17 protein-coding genes are annotated in these 15281 nt (G+C 60.9%); 16 read left to right on the top strand and 1 reads right to left on the bottom strand.

Annotated features, from left to right (window positions below):
- From GTU70_RS00870 to GTU70_RS00810, 13 genes are all read left to right on the top strand, one after another.
- Positions 1-1036 (top strand): glycine-rich domain-containing protein (locus GTU70_RS00870; RefSeq protein WP_456095390.1); only part of this gene is annotated, 1036 nt, incomplete at its 5' end.
- Positions 1033-1566 carry a DUF4376 domain-containing protein gene (locus GTU70_RS00865; RefSeq protein ID WP_166096879.1) on the top strand — a complete coding sequence of 178 codons (534 nt, stop codon included), beginning with the start codon at positions 1033-1035 and terminating at the stop codon, positions 1564-1566. The genes GTU70_RS00870 and GTU70_RS00865, both read left to right, overlap by 4 nt.
- A gap of 64 nt (positions 1567-1630) precedes the next feature.
- Positions 1631-3073 carry a phage tail sheath C-terminal domain-containing protein gene (locus tag GTU70_RS00860; protein WP_166096877.1) on the top strand — a complete coding sequence of 481 codons (1443 nt, stop codon included), beginning with the start codon at positions 1631-1633 and terminating at the stop codon, positions 3071-3073.
- A 19-nt stretch (positions 3074-3092) separates the two neighbouring features.
- The gene (locus tag GTU70_RS00855; protein WP_166096874.1) at positions 3093-3602 is read left to right on the top strand and encodes a phage major tail tube protein; all 510 of its coding nucleotides are present in this window, start codon (positions 3093-3095) and stop codon (positions 3600-3602) included.
- Positions 3603-3614: 12 nt separating this feature from the next.
- Entirely contained in the window at positions 3615-3878 is a 264-nt protein-coding gene (locus GTU70_RS00850; protein ID WP_166096872.1) for a phage tail assembly protein, read from the top strand.
- 157 nt (positions 3879-4035) lie between these two features.
- Entirely contained in the window at positions 4036-6318 is a 2283-nt protein-coding gene (locus GTU70_RS00845; protein WP_166096871.1) for a phage tail tape measure protein, read from the top strand.
- A gap of 49 nt (positions 6319-6367) precedes the next feature.
- Entirely contained in the window at positions 6368-6793 is a 426-nt protein-coding gene (locus GTU70_RS00840) for a phage tail protein (RefSeq protein ID WP_235914669.1), read from the top strand.
- Between the two features lie 4 nt (positions 6794-6797).
- A complete protein-coding gene (locus tag GTU70_RS00835) occupies positions 6798-7010 on the top strand; it encodes a tail protein X (RefSeq protein WP_166096868.1) in 213 nt (70 codons plus the stop codon).
- A 1-nt stretch (position 7011) separates the two neighbouring features.
- Entirely contained in the window at positions 7012-8148 is a 1137-nt protein-coding gene (locus tag GTU70_RS00830; RefSeq protein ID WP_166096867.1) for a phage late control D family protein, read from the top strand.
- An 18-nt stretch (positions 8149-8166) separates the two neighbouring features.
- On the top strand, positions 8167-8391 hold the full coding sequence (locus GTU70_RS00825; RefSeq protein WP_166096865.1) for a DUF7940 domain-containing protein: 225 nt from the start codon (positions 8167-8169) through the stop codon (positions 8389-8391).
- Positions 8378-8956, top strand: coding sequence for a lysozyme (locus GTU70_RS00820; protein ID WP_166096864.1), 579 nt, complete (start codon positions 8378-8380; stop codon positions 8954-8956). Before GTU70_RS00825 ends, GTU70_RS00820 begins: the two co-directional genes overlap by 14 nt.
- A 5-nt stretch (positions 8957-8961) precedes the next feature.
- Positions 8962-9342, top strand: coding sequence for a hypothetical protein (locus GTU70_RS00815; RefSeq protein WP_166096863.1), 381 nt, complete (start codon positions 8962-8964; stop codon positions 9340-9342).
- A 198-nt stretch (positions 9343-9540) separates the two neighbouring features.
- Entirely contained in the window at positions 9541-9981 is a 441-nt protein-coding gene (locus tag GTU70_RS00810) for a hypothetical protein (protein WP_166096862.1), read from the top strand.
- 55 nt (positions 9982-10036) lie between these two features.
- Here the strand turns inward: GTU70_RS00810 and GTU70_RS00805 are convergent, their stop codons facing one another.
- Complete coding sequence (locus GTU70_RS00805; RefSeq protein WP_166096860.1) at positions 10037-11740, bottom strand: DUF4214 domain-containing protein; 1704 nt, start codon at positions 11738-11740, stop codon at positions 10037-10039.
- 333 nt (positions 11741-12073) lie between these two features.
- Between GTU70_RS00805 and GTU70_RS00800 the strand changes: the two genes are divergently transcribed.
- The 3 genes from GTU70_RS00800 to GTU70_RS00790 all read left to right on the top strand — a co-directional run bounded on the left by GTU70_RS00800 (position 12074) and on the right by GTU70_RS00790 (position 15085).
- The gene (locus tag GTU70_RS00800; protein ID WP_166096859.1) at positions 12074-12490 is read left to right on the top strand and encodes a helix-turn-helix domain-containing protein; all 417 of its coding nucleotides are present in this window, start codon (positions 12074-12076) and stop codon (positions 12488-12490) included.
- A complete protein-coding gene (locus tag GTU70_RS00795) occupies positions 12490-13233 on the top strand; it encodes a hypothetical protein (RefSeq protein WP_166096857.1) in 744 nt (247 codons plus the stop codon). Before GTU70_RS00800 ends, GTU70_RS00795 begins: the two co-directional genes overlap by 1 nt.
- 457 nt (positions 13234-13690) lie before the next feature.
- Positions 13691-15085 (top strand): DUF6538 domain-containing protein, encoded by a 1395-nt coding sequence (locus GTU70_RS00790; RefSeq protein WP_235914668.1) that lies wholly within the window; start codon positions 13691-13693, stop codon positions 15083-15085.
- Positions 15086-15281 lie beyond the last annotated feature (196 nt).

Raw genomic sequence — 15281 nt, 5'->3', positions numbered from 1 at the left:
GATGCAGCTTCTTTCTTCATATCTGGCGTCGAGTACCTCCCTCTCGACGCCGCGCGAATGGCGCATCTTCACAGTCTCGCGCACCTACACGCCAGATCAGGACATAGACGTCATCCTCCACCTTATCGGTGCGGGTGCTCAGGGCGGCTTTATCCAGAACACCATGAACGCCACCCTCGGCTTGCTTTCGGCGACGGGTGGCGGCTCAGGGGCGTATGTCAAGAAGCGCGTCACGCTCAAAGCGGGCGTCACGTACACCTTCACGATCGGCGCCGGCGGCTGGGCGGTCGCGCTGACGCCCAGCACAGCGGGACAGTCAAACGGGGCTGATGGTGGCAATACAACGGTCACGGGTGGAGGTCTCAACCTCATTGCGGGCGGAGGCAAGGGCGGAAACACCGCGAACACCGTGACTGCCGCGACACTGGGCGGGCTGGGCGGTATTGCCTCTGGCGGCGACGTCAACAGAGATGGCAACCGTGGCGGTAACATCGGCGCTGGAACCGGAACGCCGACCGGCTATCTGCTTCGTGCGACTGGCGGTGGGGGCGTCAACCTTCTCGGGGAGGGCGGACGTGGCGGTGACATCCCCGCAAATGGTCCCTACAATGGAAGCTCCATCACTCAGATGACTGGGGGCGGTGGGCTTGGCCAAAACGCACAAGACGCGCCAGTATCCACAGCCTCGACGGGCGCCTTGTACGGCGGTGGTGTTGGAAGTCTGGTAAATTCGGCGCTGACAACGGCATACACGCTGCTCAGTAGAGCGTTCCTCGGCTTTTGGCAGACGTTCGGCCCTATCCAAACATCCGGCACGGCGGGGCCAGGCTGCGGGGCAGGAAATGGTGGAGGAGCTGCCGGAGATTTTGGCGGGGGTGCTTCTTACCCAATGCCGAGCACAGGTATAGGGATGATCAATGGCCCTGCCGCTGGGATCGGTGCGGGCTCGGGAGGGGTCGTTGCTGCGATATCGGGCAACTCGGCGCGCGCGGCCAAAGGTGGCGATGGCCTCATCATTATGGAGGTTTTGTCATGACTGTCATGTTCTACGCCATCACCGACGAGCGCGGCGAGGTTATCAATCACATAGTCGCCGACGAAGCCTTCGTCGAGGCCAATTTCGCCGGCCGCTGGGAATTAATCGGCCCGGTCGAGCCGCCGATCCCGCCCCTCGACGCCCGCAAGACCAGCCTCGCCGCCACTGTCAACGCCCATGTCGCCGCGCTGCTGGCGGCCGGGGCGCCGGTGGCGGCTGGCGAAACCACGCTGCACATTGCCCTCGATGACGGGTCACGCGCCGACCTGACCGCGATGGCGACGACGGCGATCGGCGCGGCCTCCGGCGCCCTGCCGTGGCCGGAGAGCTACCAGCAGGGCTGGATCACGGTTGAAAACGTCCGCATCCCGCTCGCCGCACCCGCCGACGGTCTCGGCCTCGCCGCTGGTGTCGGTGATCGCTACGCCCAAATCCGCCAGCGCGGACGCGACCTGAAAGACATGATCGAGGCGGCCGAAGACGACGCCGCCCTCGACGCCATCGATATCGAAAGCGGCTGGCCCGCCTGATCTCTGCCGGCGTGTGTCGCGCCGGCCTCCTGAAAATCCCTGACCTTTAGAGTGGAGACCATGCATGGTTGACCTGTCGTATTTCCATGGCGTGAAAGTCGAGGAGAGCGCCGACACGCCCTCGCTGATGCGCCTCAACAATTATGGCGTGACCTTCGTCAACGGGACGGCGCCGGATGCGGATGCGGCGGCGTTTCCGCTGGGCCTGACACTGGTCAAGTCGCTGTCGCAGGCTGCGGCGCTCGGCGCGGCCGGCACGCTGCTCGACGACGTGACCCACATCTTCGGCGAGGGCGGCTCGGTCATTATCGTCAACCGCGTCGAGCATAGCGCTGATCCTGCGACGCTCGAAGCGAACCTGATCGGCAATGCCGCGGCCCGCACCGGTATCTATGCCGCGTTGCGCTGCAAGACCCTGTTCCAACTGAAACCCCGCGTGCTGATCACCGGCGGCAATACCGGTGCGTGGATCGACGACGGCGTCGTGTCGGTCAATGTCACCGCCGGCGGCTCGGGCTATACCTCGGCGCCCACCGTCACCGCGTCGGGCGGCGGCAGCGATGCCGGCAAGGTCTTGCCGACGCTTGAAGCCGTGCTCGGCGAGGGCGCCAATGCCGGCAAGGTCGTCGCCGTCAACGTCGTGACGCCCGGTAAGAACATGTCGGCCGCGCCGACGCTGGCCTTTGCCGATGGCGGCGGCACGGGCGCGGCGGCAACCGCCAATGTCGGCGACGTCGGCAATCCCCTGATTTCCGCGCTCAATACGGTCGCGAATGAGATCGGCGCCCGTGCCTATGTCGATGGCCCGAACACGACGGATGCGGAGGCGGTGCGCTGGCGCCAGACGCTGGGCAGCCGCATCATGGGCATCGATCCGAAAGGGCTGGTCAATGTCGCCGGCACGCCGGTCGCCGTCCGCGCCGCACCGGTCTTCGCCGGCGTCCGTGCCCGCGTCGTCGCCTCGAATGAGGGTGTGTCGGGGTCGGTCTCCAACAAGGAAATCCGCACGCTCGATGGCGTCGCCCGCACCATCGTCTATCCGGTGGATTCGAACTACCTCAACAGCAATCAGGTCTCGACCATCATCAACGAACGCGGCCTGCGCACCTGGGGTTCGCGCCTGTCGGCGAGCGAACCGCTCTGGCAGTTCGACAGCGTCCGCGCTGTCGGCGACATGCTGAAGGATGATATCGAAGACATCTATTTCCAGTGGGTCGACAAGAAATTCACGCCCCACAACCTCAAAATGCTGGTTGAGGACGGTAACGCGCTGATGCGCGCGCGCACCCTCAATCAAGACATTCTCGGCGGTCGCGTCTGGCTGTCGGCCTTGAATGTCCCGACGCTGAATGCGCAGGGCAAGGTTTTCCTCGACTGCGAATTCGAGCCCGTCGTGCCGATGGAGCAAATCCACGTCACCACCCACCGCAACATCCTGTATTTCCAGCTCACGCTGGACCAGGTGCGCGGCGCTATCGAAAACGGTCCGCTGACGCTGGCGGCATAATCAGGAAAGGCCGCCTGCAATGGCAAAAGAAGTCCCCTGCTATATCCTTCGCGATTGCCTGTTGTTCATCGATCGGCAGAACAAGATCGGCCAGATCGGTGATGTCACCCTTCCGGCCCTCGAAGCCAAGCGCGAGGATATGCGCAACGGCGGCATGATCCGCCCGCGCAAGGTCTATCTCGGTTACGAGGCGACCGAATTTTCCTTCAAGATGCCGGGCTTCGATCCGCAAGTTCTGAAGCTGTTCGGCCTGGCGCTGGGCGTCGAGACGCCTTTCATGATCACCGGCGCCCTCGTCGACGAGGATGGTCAAGTCCATTCCGGCGTGATCAGCGTTCGCGGCATCTTGTACAAGCCCAACCACGGGACATGGAAGGGCGGCGACCTCGCCGAAAACGACTATGCCGTCGATGTGCGCTGGCACAAGCTCGAAGTCGATGGCGAGCCCATTCAGGAAGTCGACGACTTCGTAATCAGCATCGGTGGCCAGGTTCAAAACCAAGGCATCCGCAACGCCCTCTTGCTCTAAAGGAATCTCCTCTTGGTAACCTTCACCCTGACAAAGCCCGTCGAGCACAACGGGCAGACTTATGACGTGCTCAATTTCCGCGAGGCCACGGCCGGCGACATGATGACGGCGGAAAAGATGGATGGCCCACTGGCGCAGACCGCCGCGGTGCTCGCTTGTATGGCCGACATTCCCCTGCCGGTCTTTCGCAAGATCAGCGCCCGCGACTTTAACCGGATCATGGCCGCAACAGCGGAACTTATGGGAAACGACCCGGCGGGCACGACTGGGGAGTAATTGTCCATTTCGTGGCCCGTTTTGCCTCGACGCCTCTCAATGTGATTGAGGGGTGGTCTCCCGAAAAACTGCTGATGCATTTCGAGGCCGCGATGCGGCTGCAGGATGCCTTGAATGGAAAGTGACCATGGGCGGCGTTCAACAAAGCACATTGCGGATGACGCTCCTCGACGAGGTCACCGCCCGCGCGAAAATCATCAATGGCGCCTTGCGCGGTGTGCAGCAGCAGGCGCGCGGCTTCATGGCGCCGTTTCGCGGGCTGGCCGGCCAGGTGCTCGCCATCGGCGGTGCCTATGTCGGCTTCAACGAAACTGTCGTCGAAAGCTTTCAGAAGGCGCGGGAAGCCCAGGCCGCCATGACCGAGATCGGCATCAAGGCCGATCTGTCCGCAACCCAGTTGCAGCAGATGAACCAGCGCCTCGTCGCCATCGCGCCGAACGTCAACCAGTTCGCCACCGATCTGCGCGGCGGCGTCGATACGATGCTTGCCATGGGTTTGTCGGCCGACCAGGCCATGGGTTCTATCGGTGCCATCGGTAAGGCCGCAACGGCTTCCGGTTCTTCCATTACCGACCTGTCGTCTGCCGCGACATCCGCGATGCAGAACCTTGGTGTTGCCCCGGATGAGGTTGCCAAGATGCTTGACGGGATGACCAGCGCCGGCAATGCCGGCGCCTTCGAGCTTCGCGACATGGCGCAGTATTTCCCGCAGTTGACGGCTTCCGCCCAGGCGCTTGGGCTAAACGGCACAAAGGGTATTTACGATATGGCGGCTGCCCTGCAGATCGCCCGCCGTGGTGCCGGCGATGCCTCGACGGCTGCGAACAACCTTTCAGATTTCATGGGCAAGATCGTCACGCCTCAGACGATCAAAAACTTCAAGAAGATGGGGGTCAACGTCACGGATGAATTGCGCAAGGCGAAAAAGAACGGAATTTCGCCGATTGAACATTTCATCAAGCTGATTGACAAGAAAACCGAAGGCGGCAAGCCGGAGCTGCTGACCCAGCTTTTCGGCGATAAGCAGACGCTGGATTTCATCCGGCCGATGATTGCCGGCATGAAGGATTATCTGCGCATCCGCGGCGATGCCGAGAATGCGACGGGCGCGGTCGACGATGCCTTTCGCCGGCGCATGGGCGATGCAGAACAGAAGATCAAATCCTTCTGGGTCGCCATGGAAAACCTGCGCACGGCGGCCGGCGCCAATCTGCTCGGGCCGATCTCGCGCCAGGCGGAAGAACTGGCCGGCGTGCTCAACACGCTCGACCAGCGTTTTACGGTCTACGATCGGCTGAAGGCCAGCGCCGAAGGCTTCTGGAAAGGTCTCGGTTTCGGCGGTGATGCCGGCGCCGGCTCGCTGAAGGAGTTCATCTTCGGCGTGAAGGATGCCAGCAAGGCGGCGGACGAATACGGTCGCGCCTTCGGCCAATTCTACCAGTATGGGCAGGACTTGCGCTCGCTGACCAGCGCCATCACCGAAAGCCCGGTGTTGAAGTTTTTGACCGAACTCGGCGCCACGGCGGCGGCCATGGGCATTTCGAAATGGTTCAGGCTCTTCGCGGTCGCCTCCGGCATCAAGGCGGTGGTCGATGCGGCCAAGGGCGCCGAATCCATCGGCGAGTTTATCGAAAACCTGAAAGGTCTGTCCGCCCTGGAATGGGCAGGCATCGGGGCCGGACTGTTGATGATCGCGGCACGGGCGAAAAACCTGCTCAAGCTGTTCGAGAGCTTGCGCAAGGCGGCGCCGAAAGTGCCGGCCACTGTGCCGAAGGCGGCAGAAGCGGCCGGGCGCGTGATGCCGGGGCGTCCGCGCATTCCGGGTGCCCGCCCGGGAACGAAAGGCCCGTGGGGCACCGTGCCGGGGGAAAGCGCTTTGCCCGCCGGCGCGCGTGTCACCGCGACTGGCGTTCAAGGTCTTGGGGTTCCCAGGCCTCCGGGTTCGGCTGCGCCTGCATCCGTGTTCAGCCGTCTCAGGGCCGGCGGTGCCAATCTCCTCAAGGGTGGCCTTGTCACCAGCCTGTTGCAGATGGCCGGCGAGGGCGCCATTCGAGAGCTTTTCGAAAGGTCGACCGGGAAGCCTTTCGTCGAGCCGCCGGATTATGTGGGCCGCGGTATCGGATGGCTGGGCGATTTCGCGACCAACCGCAAGGGCAGTGAGCCGGACAGGAACGTCTATGCGCCGTTTGCCAATCTTCGCGACCAGAGAGCGGCCGGCGAAGAACGGCCTGTGCGTATCGACGCGTCGAGCATCGCGGAAATGAACCAGCCGGCCGGCGTGCAGGATGTCCGCGTGACCAACCTGCAGCCGCCGAACATCACCGTCCATGCGCCGATCACCATCGCCGGCGTCAGCGATCCGCAGGCCGCGGCCGATGCGGCCATTGCCAAGCTGGGCGCCCAGATCAAGGCGCGGTCGGACGCGGCTTTCAGCGACTGACCGCCCGGCATTTGTTTCAACAGGAGGTCGCATGTCTGGACCTGTCGGCATGACGCTCGGCGGATTTCCGTTCGAAAGTCTCGGTTTCGGCTATGAAACGGTCGGTCGCCGGCTCAACACGCAATGGGCCGATGTGCCGGTTGCGCAGGGGCTGGATCAGCAGCAATGGACCGGCCCGACCTCGGAAGAGGTCACCATTCGCGGCGTGCTCTTCCCGGTCGAATATGGCGGGCAGGCTTCGCTGGAAGGCATCATCGCCGCGGCCAATGCCGGCACGCCGTTGATGCTGGTCTCGGGCAGCAATGTGCAGGGCATTATTCACGGGCTCTTCACGGTGCAAAGCATCGACGAGGATCGCAGCTTTCACAATCGCCAGGGCGTGCCGCAGCGCAATGGCTATTCCATCACCCTGAAGCGCTATGGCCGCGCCGTCTCCGGTGGCGGCCTTGGCTCGATCCTCTCGCTGTTCGGATGACGCCATGCCGAAAACCTATACCACCAGGCAGGGCGAGACGGTCGACATGGCCTGCGACGCCACCTATGGCCGCACGGACGAGGTCACCGAAACCGTGCTGGCCGCCAATCCGGGGCTCGCGGCGCTGGGGCCGGTCTTGCCGATGGGCACGGTGATCATCATGCCCGATGTCGCCGACCCTTCGCTCGCGCCGAAACTCAAACAGCTTTGGGACTGACATGCATCCTCGCGTCACTGTCACGGTCGACGGCAAGCCGGTCGCCGGCACCTTTTACGAACGTCTGGTCTCGATCACCGTCACCGACAAGGATGGGGATTCGGCCGATACCGTCGACATCGACCTCAATGACGGCCCGCCGGATTTCCTCGCCATCCCGCGCACCGGCGCCATCATCGATGTGCAGGTCGGCTATAGCGAGACCGGCATGCGCTCGCTTGGCCAGTTCACGGTCGACAAGGTGCAGCTTAAAATCCTGCCCTATGGCATGTCGATTTCCGGCAAGGCGGCCGACCTTCGATCGGGCAGGCTGAAACAGCGCATGGAACGCCATTGGGATAGGAAAACCTTGGGCGATGTCGTGTCGCAGATTGCGGGCGAGGCAGGCTTGAAACCGGCCGTCGATCCCGATCTCGCCAGGATCGATTATCAATGGCTGGGACAACAGGACGAAACCAGCATCCATTTCCTCCGCCGCCTGGCGGATCGGCATGGCGGCCTGTTCTCGGTCAAGGCGGGCCGCCTGGTCTTTGCAAAGAAAGGTTCCGGCAATTCGGCGTCCGGTGCTTTCGTCGGATCGGTGGTGGTCACGCCATCCATGATCCGGCAGGGCAGCTGCACCGTCGAGGCCAACGACCGCACGAAATACAGCAAGGTCGTCGCCTATTATCAGGATGGCGACGAAGCCAGGCGCCGGGAGATCGAGGCGGATGCGGATGCCGATGGCGACAGCGTTTTCAGGATCCCCGAAGCCTTCGCCTCGGTCGACGAGGCGGACAAGGCGGCCCAGGCCAAGGCCAAGGCGCTGAAGCGCGGCGAGGGCTCCGGCTCGGTCGAGGTGCCCGGCGATACCGGCATCTGCGCCGGCGCGCCGCTTTTGTTTCAGGGCGTGCGTCCGGGCGTCGATGGCGTGCCTTATGTCATCGATACCGCCACCCATAAATTCTCGAAATCCGCCGGATACACCACGGGCATCGCCTTCAAGCTGTATGACGGCAAATCCGGCGGCGAGGGCTCGGGCTCTGGCGCAACGTCATCGAAACATGACAAGGTCGCCCCGAATTCGCCTGCTGGCACGCCGGCGACGCCGAAGGACTGGTCGAGCGCCAACCGCATCGGCCGGACGGACGAAAACTAACCTCCCAAGGAAAATCCCATGAAGCTTGCCCATGATTGGCGGGCGGTGCTCCGGCGTGCCTGGAGCATTCGCCTGCTGGCGCTTGGCATTTTTTGCCAGGCACTGGAATTCGTCTGGCCGTTCCTCGATGACGCCTTGCCCCTGCCTCCGCGCAGCTTCGCCGCCCTCGGCTTCCTCATTTCCGTCGCCGCCATCGTCGCCCGCCTTGTGGCGCAGAAAGGTCTCTCCGATGCCGATCCATAAAATCACCTCCAGCCGCCGCGCCAAGGCCCTGATTGCCGGCGTCGTGGCGATCTCCGCCGGCGGCATGGCGACCATCTTCGGCGGCTATCGCGTGCCGGATGATGTTGCCTTGGCGGTCAAGATCATTCAGCCATGGGAAGGCCGGTCGCTCGCTGCCTATTACGATCGCCTGGCAAAGCCGCCGGTCTGGACGATCTGCGACGGCGATACCGACAATGTCCGTCCCGGCATGGTCGAGACGCCGGCCGGCTGCGACAAGCGGCTGGCGGTCAAGCTGGTCAGGGATTATCGCCCGCCGGTGGCCGCCTGTGTCGGCAGCTGGGAAGACCGGCCGCTTGCCTGGCGCGGCGCGATGCTGTCGCTTGCCTGGAATGTCGGCATCGGCGCGACCTGCCGCTCGACGGCGGTCCGCCTCGCCAAGGCGGGCAAATATCGCGAAAGCTGCGAAGCCGCCAGCGCTTTTAACAAGGCCGGCGGCAAGCGCCTCGACGGTCTCGTGAACCGCCGTGAGATGGGCGATGCGCAGCGCGTCGGCGAGGCCGAAACCTGCGTTTCGGGATTGTGATTGCCATGATCCCGGTTCCTCTGTCCTGGGCAGCGCTCGCCGTCGTTATTTCGGTGGGCTCGACCGTGCTTGCCTATGAGGGCGTGCCCTTCCTGATCGAGGGCCGTGTCGATCGCCAGTATCAGGCCGGCCGTCTTGTCGAGCGGCAGGCGTGGGAAGAGCTGCGCCGACGCGAGGCGGCGGCGCGTGAGACCGAACGCCAGCAGGCGCAGACAAAGATCGACGGCATCGAAAGCGAGTATTGGCGCCAGCGCCAGCTCCAATCCTTCAAAATCTCGGAACTGGAGAAAGCCCTTGCTGCCGAGCCTGAAGCCAATCCTGCTTGCGCTTGCCCTCCCGCTGTTTCCGAGCGGCTGCGCAACATCATCGACGCCGCCGGTCGCTAAGCCGCGGCTTGCCGCCATTCCGCAGGCCCTGAAACAGGATTGCGACCCGGTCTCCGATCTGCCGCCCGGCGCCCTGACGTCGATGAAGGTTGGCGCGCCCTATTGGGTGCGCGATCGCATTGCCCTTGGCGAATGCCGCCTGCGGCATAAGGCCTTGGCAAATGCCGCAACGGCGCTGGAAGGGCAGGGCGGAAACTGATGGGAGACAATGCAGTGTCTGCACTGCCGCCGAAAGGCCGGATCGAATGGAACCTGAATACGATTATCCAGCTCGTCTCGCTGGTCGGCATGCTGTTTGGCGGCGCGGCGATCTGGATCAACAATGATCGTGATATCACCGACCTGCAGGACTGGCGCAAGGAACATGAACAGTCGATAAAGGATCGGCTTGCCGAGCGCAAGGCAAACGACGCTCGTTTCGATCAACGCCTCGTCGGCCTCGAAACGGACCTGCGCAAGCAATCAAGCATCGCGGATAATCTGACCTATCGCGTCACGACCGTCGAAACACAGGCCTCGACCATGTCGCAGACGGTCGGCGAAATTCAGAAATCGTTATCGCAGCAATCCGGCGACCTGCGCGTCATCAAGGAAATATTGCAGCGACTGGAGGCGAGCAGTCAGAAGCGGGAACGCTAGCGCATAAAAAAACCCCCAGCCGAAGCCGGGGGTTCTTCCTTTCCGAGAGGAAAGATTAGAGAATGAAGTCAGTCTTATCGAGGTTTGCCGCAGTAACACCAGCCAAAGTGATTACCAAGTCCGAAGCAGCATTGAAGTTGCCGTCCTTGTTAACGTCGACATAGAGTGTTGCAGCGCCTGCGTTGAAGGCCAGATGGTTTGTACCATCGAAGAAACCAGCAACATCGGCCGCCGGCGACGTGACTACTGCCTTAATGGTCGTGTCAGCACCGAGGCTAAACGCCTTCAGATCGATTTTGTCCGCGTTAACGGCATTGAAGCCATTGATGGTATCAACCGCGCCAACTACGGAAACGCCAGCCTTGTTGTAGACAACCGTATCGTTGCCAGCACCAAGCGTAATCGTATCCGCCTTTGCGCCGCCAGTGATGGTTTCACCGTTACCGGTAGCGACATAAGTGAAAGTGCCAGTCAAAGCAGAAGCATCAACGATCTTCAGCTGGCCATTATTGGCCGTGTTGAGGATCGAAATGTTCTGATCACCAGTGACAGTCAGCTTCTGAAGGGCTGCATCGTCAATCGTTACGCTGCTTGCGGCGCCAGACGTATTTACCGTCAGGTTCTCGATGCCAGCGGTGTGAACGATTGCTACGCTATTTGCAGACGAAGTTACGCCGTTCAGGGAGATCGTCGCGCTGTCGCTGCCGCCACCAACGTTGGTGTAGCTAATGTTGATATCAGCGTGGTCAGTCGGGTTTGCACCGCCAGTGGCGCCTACGTTTTGCAGACCGACAACAACAGCCTTGTCAGTGTTGTTGAAGTTGATGCTTGCGCCTTCGTTTACAGCGCCGGTCGTTACGTCAGCCGTAAGGGTAACGTCCTTTACGTTGATCTGCTGAATGCCAGTCGAAGCGCTAGAATCAAATGTGAAGGACTGACCGGCAATACCAGCAGCACCAGCAGTAAACGCAGCGCCGGAACCCGGGCCCGTGAGGTTGATAATTTCAACGCTCTTCAGAACAGGGTTTACGCTACCGGTAGCAACGATCGGAGCATTCAGAGTATCAGTACCTGCGCCACCGTCGATGGAGTCGACCGATGCGAAGTCAGCTGCAGCAATAGCGCGGATCGTATCGTTGCCTGCAGTCGTCTTGAATGCAGCGTTCGTCTGGTCCGGAGAAACAAAATCGGCAGCAGCCGGATTCGCCAGAGTGATGGTAACGCCAGCAGTACCGGTGCCGCCACCGTTGGAGGCGTCAACCATTGCCTTAACAGCAGCGTCAACAGCAGCCTGCGTCGGAGCGGTCGTCGAGATCGGAGCGAGGAAGGCGCGGCCCTGGGCAGCAGCAGCGTTGCCCGAGTAAGCGACGATTTCAGCGCCGGTGTCGAGAGCCTTCGTGTAGGCGTCGGCAGCAGCGACCTTGGTGTCGATGATGGTCTTGTCAGAACCCTGAGCGCCGTCGAGGATGTTGATTGCGATCGTGTTGATGGTCTGAGCGCCGGTGTTCAGAGCGTTAACAAAGAACGCGAGGCCAGCAGCATCGGGTGCGCGGTTGTACAGCGACTGGTAGATCGACGAAACGATCTGAACGTTGTTCTGACCAGCAAAGCGGTCCTTGTATTCCTGGGTCGAAGCCAGGTCACCGATTGCCTTCAGGTCAGCGCCGTTCTTGGTGACGCTGTTGAAGTATGCGAGGCCCGTCGGGTCAGCCGGACGGCCGAACAGGGCGACGTATACGCCTTGGATGGAAGCAGCCATGTGAAAATTCCTCTCGATTTGGAACGACCAATTTGCCGGTCGGCGATGATAGCTATATCGAGATTCGATAAAGGTCAAGCGCGCACTTCACAGAAAGTGTGATCTTGACTTCAATTCGCTCTATAAGAAGCTGTGTCCCGATTTTCTAGCCGCTGGCGGGAACAAAAATGCCTTGTGAAACTTAGGTTCCGCCGAGAATTGCCCCTGATCTGTCATTATTTGGCCACACCCCTTTACAGAGTGCAGTGGTTACTCTTATATAGCAATCACGCAACACGAGCGCGCACCATTTGCGCAACCTCGTCCATTCATTTAAATTGGGGCATGTCAGCAATGCTTTCGCAGGCGAATCCGAGCCAGACAAAAGACGATATCGCCGCGCTGCGCCGCGAGGCGGGCGCCTACGTCCGGTCGAAACGTGAGTCGGCTGGACTGAGCCAGCGCGATCTCGCGAATCGGGTCAACCTTGAGCACTACACGTTCATCTCTCAAATCGAAGCCGGTCGTGGTCGCGTGCCCCCGGATCGTTACGAGGCTTACGCTGTCGCTCTTGGGGTCGATACGCGCGAGTTCGCTATGACGATGCTGAAGTTCCACGAGCCGCATACCTACCGTCTCTTGTTTCCCGAAGCAGCTAGGGCTGACGAGGCGGCTGGCAAGGCTAAGGAAGAAGCAAAAGCTGAAGAAAAGAGTCTGATTGCTCAACTGCAAGAGCGTCTGGCCCGTCTCGAATCAAAATTCGGCGACTAATGGTCGGCAGACATCGAAAGCCGGACACGACAATCGATTGGCCCGCCGTTCTTGCTGAAGCGCAAGCGGCGGGTCTTTCCGTTAAGCAGCTTGCCGAAAAATTGGGCTGCAACCGCACTCACGTTGCCAGAAAAGAGCTGGCGACGGGGATTCGGTTGAAGCGCCTTGTCGAAAATCCTGAAAAGCGCGGCACGCCGTTGTTCGATTGGCCCGCAGTTTTAACAGAGGCGCGCGACAAGGGGTTTAACACGAATCAGGTGGCCATCCATCTCGGCGTGACGGCTGCTTCGGTTCGCTTGGCTCAAGCGCGCACCGGAATTCAGTTGCCGAAGGGCAGGGCCAATTACCGGAACAAGCAGGTGGTCGTCGCCCACCCTGTCGATGGCGAACGGACTGGCGGTCGTGCCCATCTGCCCGATCTCGAAAATGATTGGCCCGCCGTGCTGGCAGAGGCGAGGGAAGCCGGCGCCTCCGCTGCGGAAGTGGCGGCCGACCTAAACGTCAGCCGAACTCATGTCCAAAAGAACGAATTGCGCACTGGCATTCAATTGCCGCGTCGGCACAAGGGCGGAAGGAAACCACTGTTTGAATGGGAGTTGGTTTTGGCTGACGCTGCTCGCGACGACTTAAACGCCTACCAACTCAGCGAGAAGTTGGGCGTGTCGAGTGCCGCAGTCAGGAAAGCGGAGCTTCGAACGGGCATCACCCTGCCGAAAGGCAGGACGAGTAGAAGCCAGGATTGAGGATCAACACAACGGCTGCCGCCACTGCAAGAGATGTCGGTCAAGCCTGTAGAAATTCGCGAGCAAAAGGCGGCCTATGTGCCGCCTTTTCTCGTTTCATCGCTAGACAGGACCAACGTCATGAGGCGGCGCAGGCTCGGCTCGAAATCTGTTTTTCACCCTCCATCATGTTCGCGCTATTATTATAGGAAATGGCGGCCGTTGGGCCGCCATTCCTATCTTTGGATCGTGTCACGTCAGGCTCTGTCCGCCGATTTTTCTCGTGACACGGCCTGCTGAAATCGCTACGGGTTCCGGTAGCTTCCCAAGCTGAATACGAGGGTTCGATTCCCTTCACCCGCTCCAACGATTTCAGATTTTGTCCAAGCCAACCTTGTGATTTTGCTGCTGATTTTCGATCGATCGAAAATTCATGTTGCCTCCGCCTGCTGTTTTAGCACATATATCCGCACGCAAATTGGTACACAAAGGCTTTGGCGACATGGGTCGGCACAGGAAAAGCGTGGACGATGCAGATCGATATCTGCTCTGCTTGAACGGCAATTTCTACTACCGCCGGCGCGTCCCGGTGGAGCTCCGCGACGTCGACGAGCGCGGTCACACCGTCAAGATTTCGCTCAAGACGTCCAGCCTCGGCCGGGCGCGAGAGTTTCGCGACGCATACGAGAAAGCAGACGACGAACTGTGGGCATCTATGCTCGGCGGCGCCGATCAGGCGGCGGCCAAGGCGCGTTATGTTGCGGCTGTGAAGATGGCGAAGGCGATGGGCTTTTCCTACCGCCCGGCGCAGGAAATCGCATCAGAGGTGCTGATCTCCCGCGTCAATCGTATCGAGGCCCTCATGCAGGGCGGGCCGGTCCAGGTGCGCGCGGCGAGTGCCGTGTTGGGAATAGTTGACCCGCCGTCGGTATCGATCGAGGACGCCTTCAAAGTTTACGAGGAAGAGATTACGCCTCATCAGCTTGCTGGCAAAAGCGCGGGCCAACGCGCAAAGTGGCTGTCGGTGAAGAAGGGATCGAAGGACCATTTCGTGTCGGTGGTCGGCAACATCAACATCGACGACATCGCTCGTGACGACGCCCGCAAATATTACAACTGGTGGATGGAGCGCATTGCGCCGAAGGAGGGAAGGCCGACGCATACACCAGACATCGGCAACCGTCGGCTCGGTGACATGCGGGTGCTCTACCGGGAATACTTCGCCCATATGAAACAGGAGGACCGCGTCAACCCATTCGATGGGCTCAGGTTCAAGGACAAGGCCAAGAGGAGAAGGAAGCGTCATCCCTTCTCGATGAAATGGATCTCTGAGAAAATCCTCAAGCCCGGCGCCCTGGCGGGCTTGAATGACATGGCGCGCGCGGTCCTGTTGATCATGATCGACATTGGCGCGCGGCCGAGCGAGATCTGCAATTTGACGCCAGACCGCATAAATCTCCAGGACAACATCCCCTACATCAAAATTGAGCCAGACGACGACCCCGATGATCCGCGAGAGGTGAAGACTGAAAACTCGATCCGCGTGGTGCCGGTGACCGGGATGGCGCTTGAGGCGCTTCGTAAGTTCCCAAAGGGATTTCCGCGCTACCGGGACAAAGAGGGCAACCTCTCTGCTGCCATCAACAAATACATGGTCGAGAACGGCCTGCGCGAGTCGGCCAAGACGACCGTTTATTCATTCCGCCATTCGTTCGAGGATCGGATGAAAAACGTGAAGGTCGACGAAGAGGTGAGGAAGATCCTCATGGGCCACTCTATAGATCGCCCTGAATATGGCGAGGGCGGTTCCCTCGCGCTAAAGCTGGAAGCTATGCAGGCAGCTGCGATGCCTTTCGATCCTTCGATCGTTTAGCGCGCTCGCGAACGGCCGCCATCTTGTCCTCGGCTGAACGCATCACAGCTAGGTCCTTCTCAATGCTTTCGTAAATGGGCAAGCATTTGCGCCCTTCCGGCCCGAGCTTCACCATGATCTCGGCCAAGCCGTCGAGCGCCCGTTCAACACGGTCCGCCGTCAAAGGCATTTCCTTTTTCATTTCCATGTTTCCATA

Source organism: Rhizobium flavescens (assembly GCF_011319365.1).
Note: the sequence above shows the minus strand (reverse complement) of the source record. Positions and strands in the feature narration are given on the sequence as shown.

What these genes read in the sequence shown, in the direction of transcription:
- GTU70_RS00825 (WP_166096865.1), top strand. Translation starts at nt 8,167, where the DNA reads ATGAAGCTTGCCCATGATTGGCGGGCGGTGCTCCGGCGTGCCTGGAGC.
- GTU70_RS00800 (WP_166096859.1), top strand. Translation starts at nt 12,074, where the DNA reads ATGCTTTCGCAGGCGAATCCGAGCCAGACAAAAGACGATATCGCCGCG.
- GTU70_RS00815 (WP_166096863.1), top strand. Translation starts at nt 8,962, where the DNA reads ATGATCCCGGTTCCTCTGTCCTGGGCAGCGCTCGCCGTCGTTATTTCG.
- GTU70_RS00865 (WP_166096879.1), top strand. Translation starts at nt 1,033, where the DNA reads ATGACTGTCATGTTCTACGCCATCACCGACGAGCGCGGCGAGGTTATC.
- GTU70_RS00840 (WP_235914669.1), top strand. Translation starts at nt 6,368, where the DNA reads ATGACGCTCGGCGGATTTCCGTTCGAAAGTCTCGGTTTCGGCTATGAA.
- GTU70_RS00810 (WP_166096862.1), top strand. Translation starts at nt 9,541, where the DNA reads ATGGGAGACAATGCAGTGTCTGCACTGCCGCCGAAAGGCCGGATCGAA.
- GTU70_RS00845 (WP_166096871.1), top strand. Translation starts at nt 4,036, where the DNA reads ATGACGCTCCTCGACGAGGTCACCGCCCGCGCGAAAATCATCAATGGC.
- GTU70_RS00855 (WP_166096874.1), top strand. Translation starts at nt 3,093, where the DNA reads ATGGCAAAAGAAGTCCCCTGCTATATCCTTCGCGATTGCCTGTTGTTC.
- GTU70_RS00795 (WP_166096857.1), top strand. Translation starts at nt 12,490, where the DNA reads ATGGTCGGCAGACATCGAAAGCCGGACACGACAATCGATTGGCCCGCC.
- GTU70_RS00860 (WP_166096877.1), top strand. Translation starts at nt 1,631, where the DNA reads ATGGTTGACCTGTCGTATTTCCATGGCGTGAAAGTCGAGGAGAGCGCC.
- GTU70_RS00805 (WP_166096860.1), bottom strand. Translation starts at nt 11,740, where the DNA reads ATGGCTGCTTCCATCCAAGGCGTATACGTCGCCCTGTTCGGCCGTCCG.
- GTU70_RS00830 (WP_166096867.1), top strand. Translation starts at nt 7,012, where the DNA reads ATGCATCCTCGCGTCACTGTCACGGTCGACGGCAAGCCGGTCGCCGGC.
- GTU70_RS00835 (WP_166096868.1), top strand. Translation starts at nt 6,798, where the DNA reads ATGCCGAAAACCTATACCACCAGGCAGGGCGAGACGGTCGACATGGCC.
- GTU70_RS00820 (WP_166096864.1), top strand. Translation starts at nt 8,378, where the DNA reads ATGCCGATCCATAAAATCACCTCCAGCCGCCGCGCCAAGGCCCTGATT.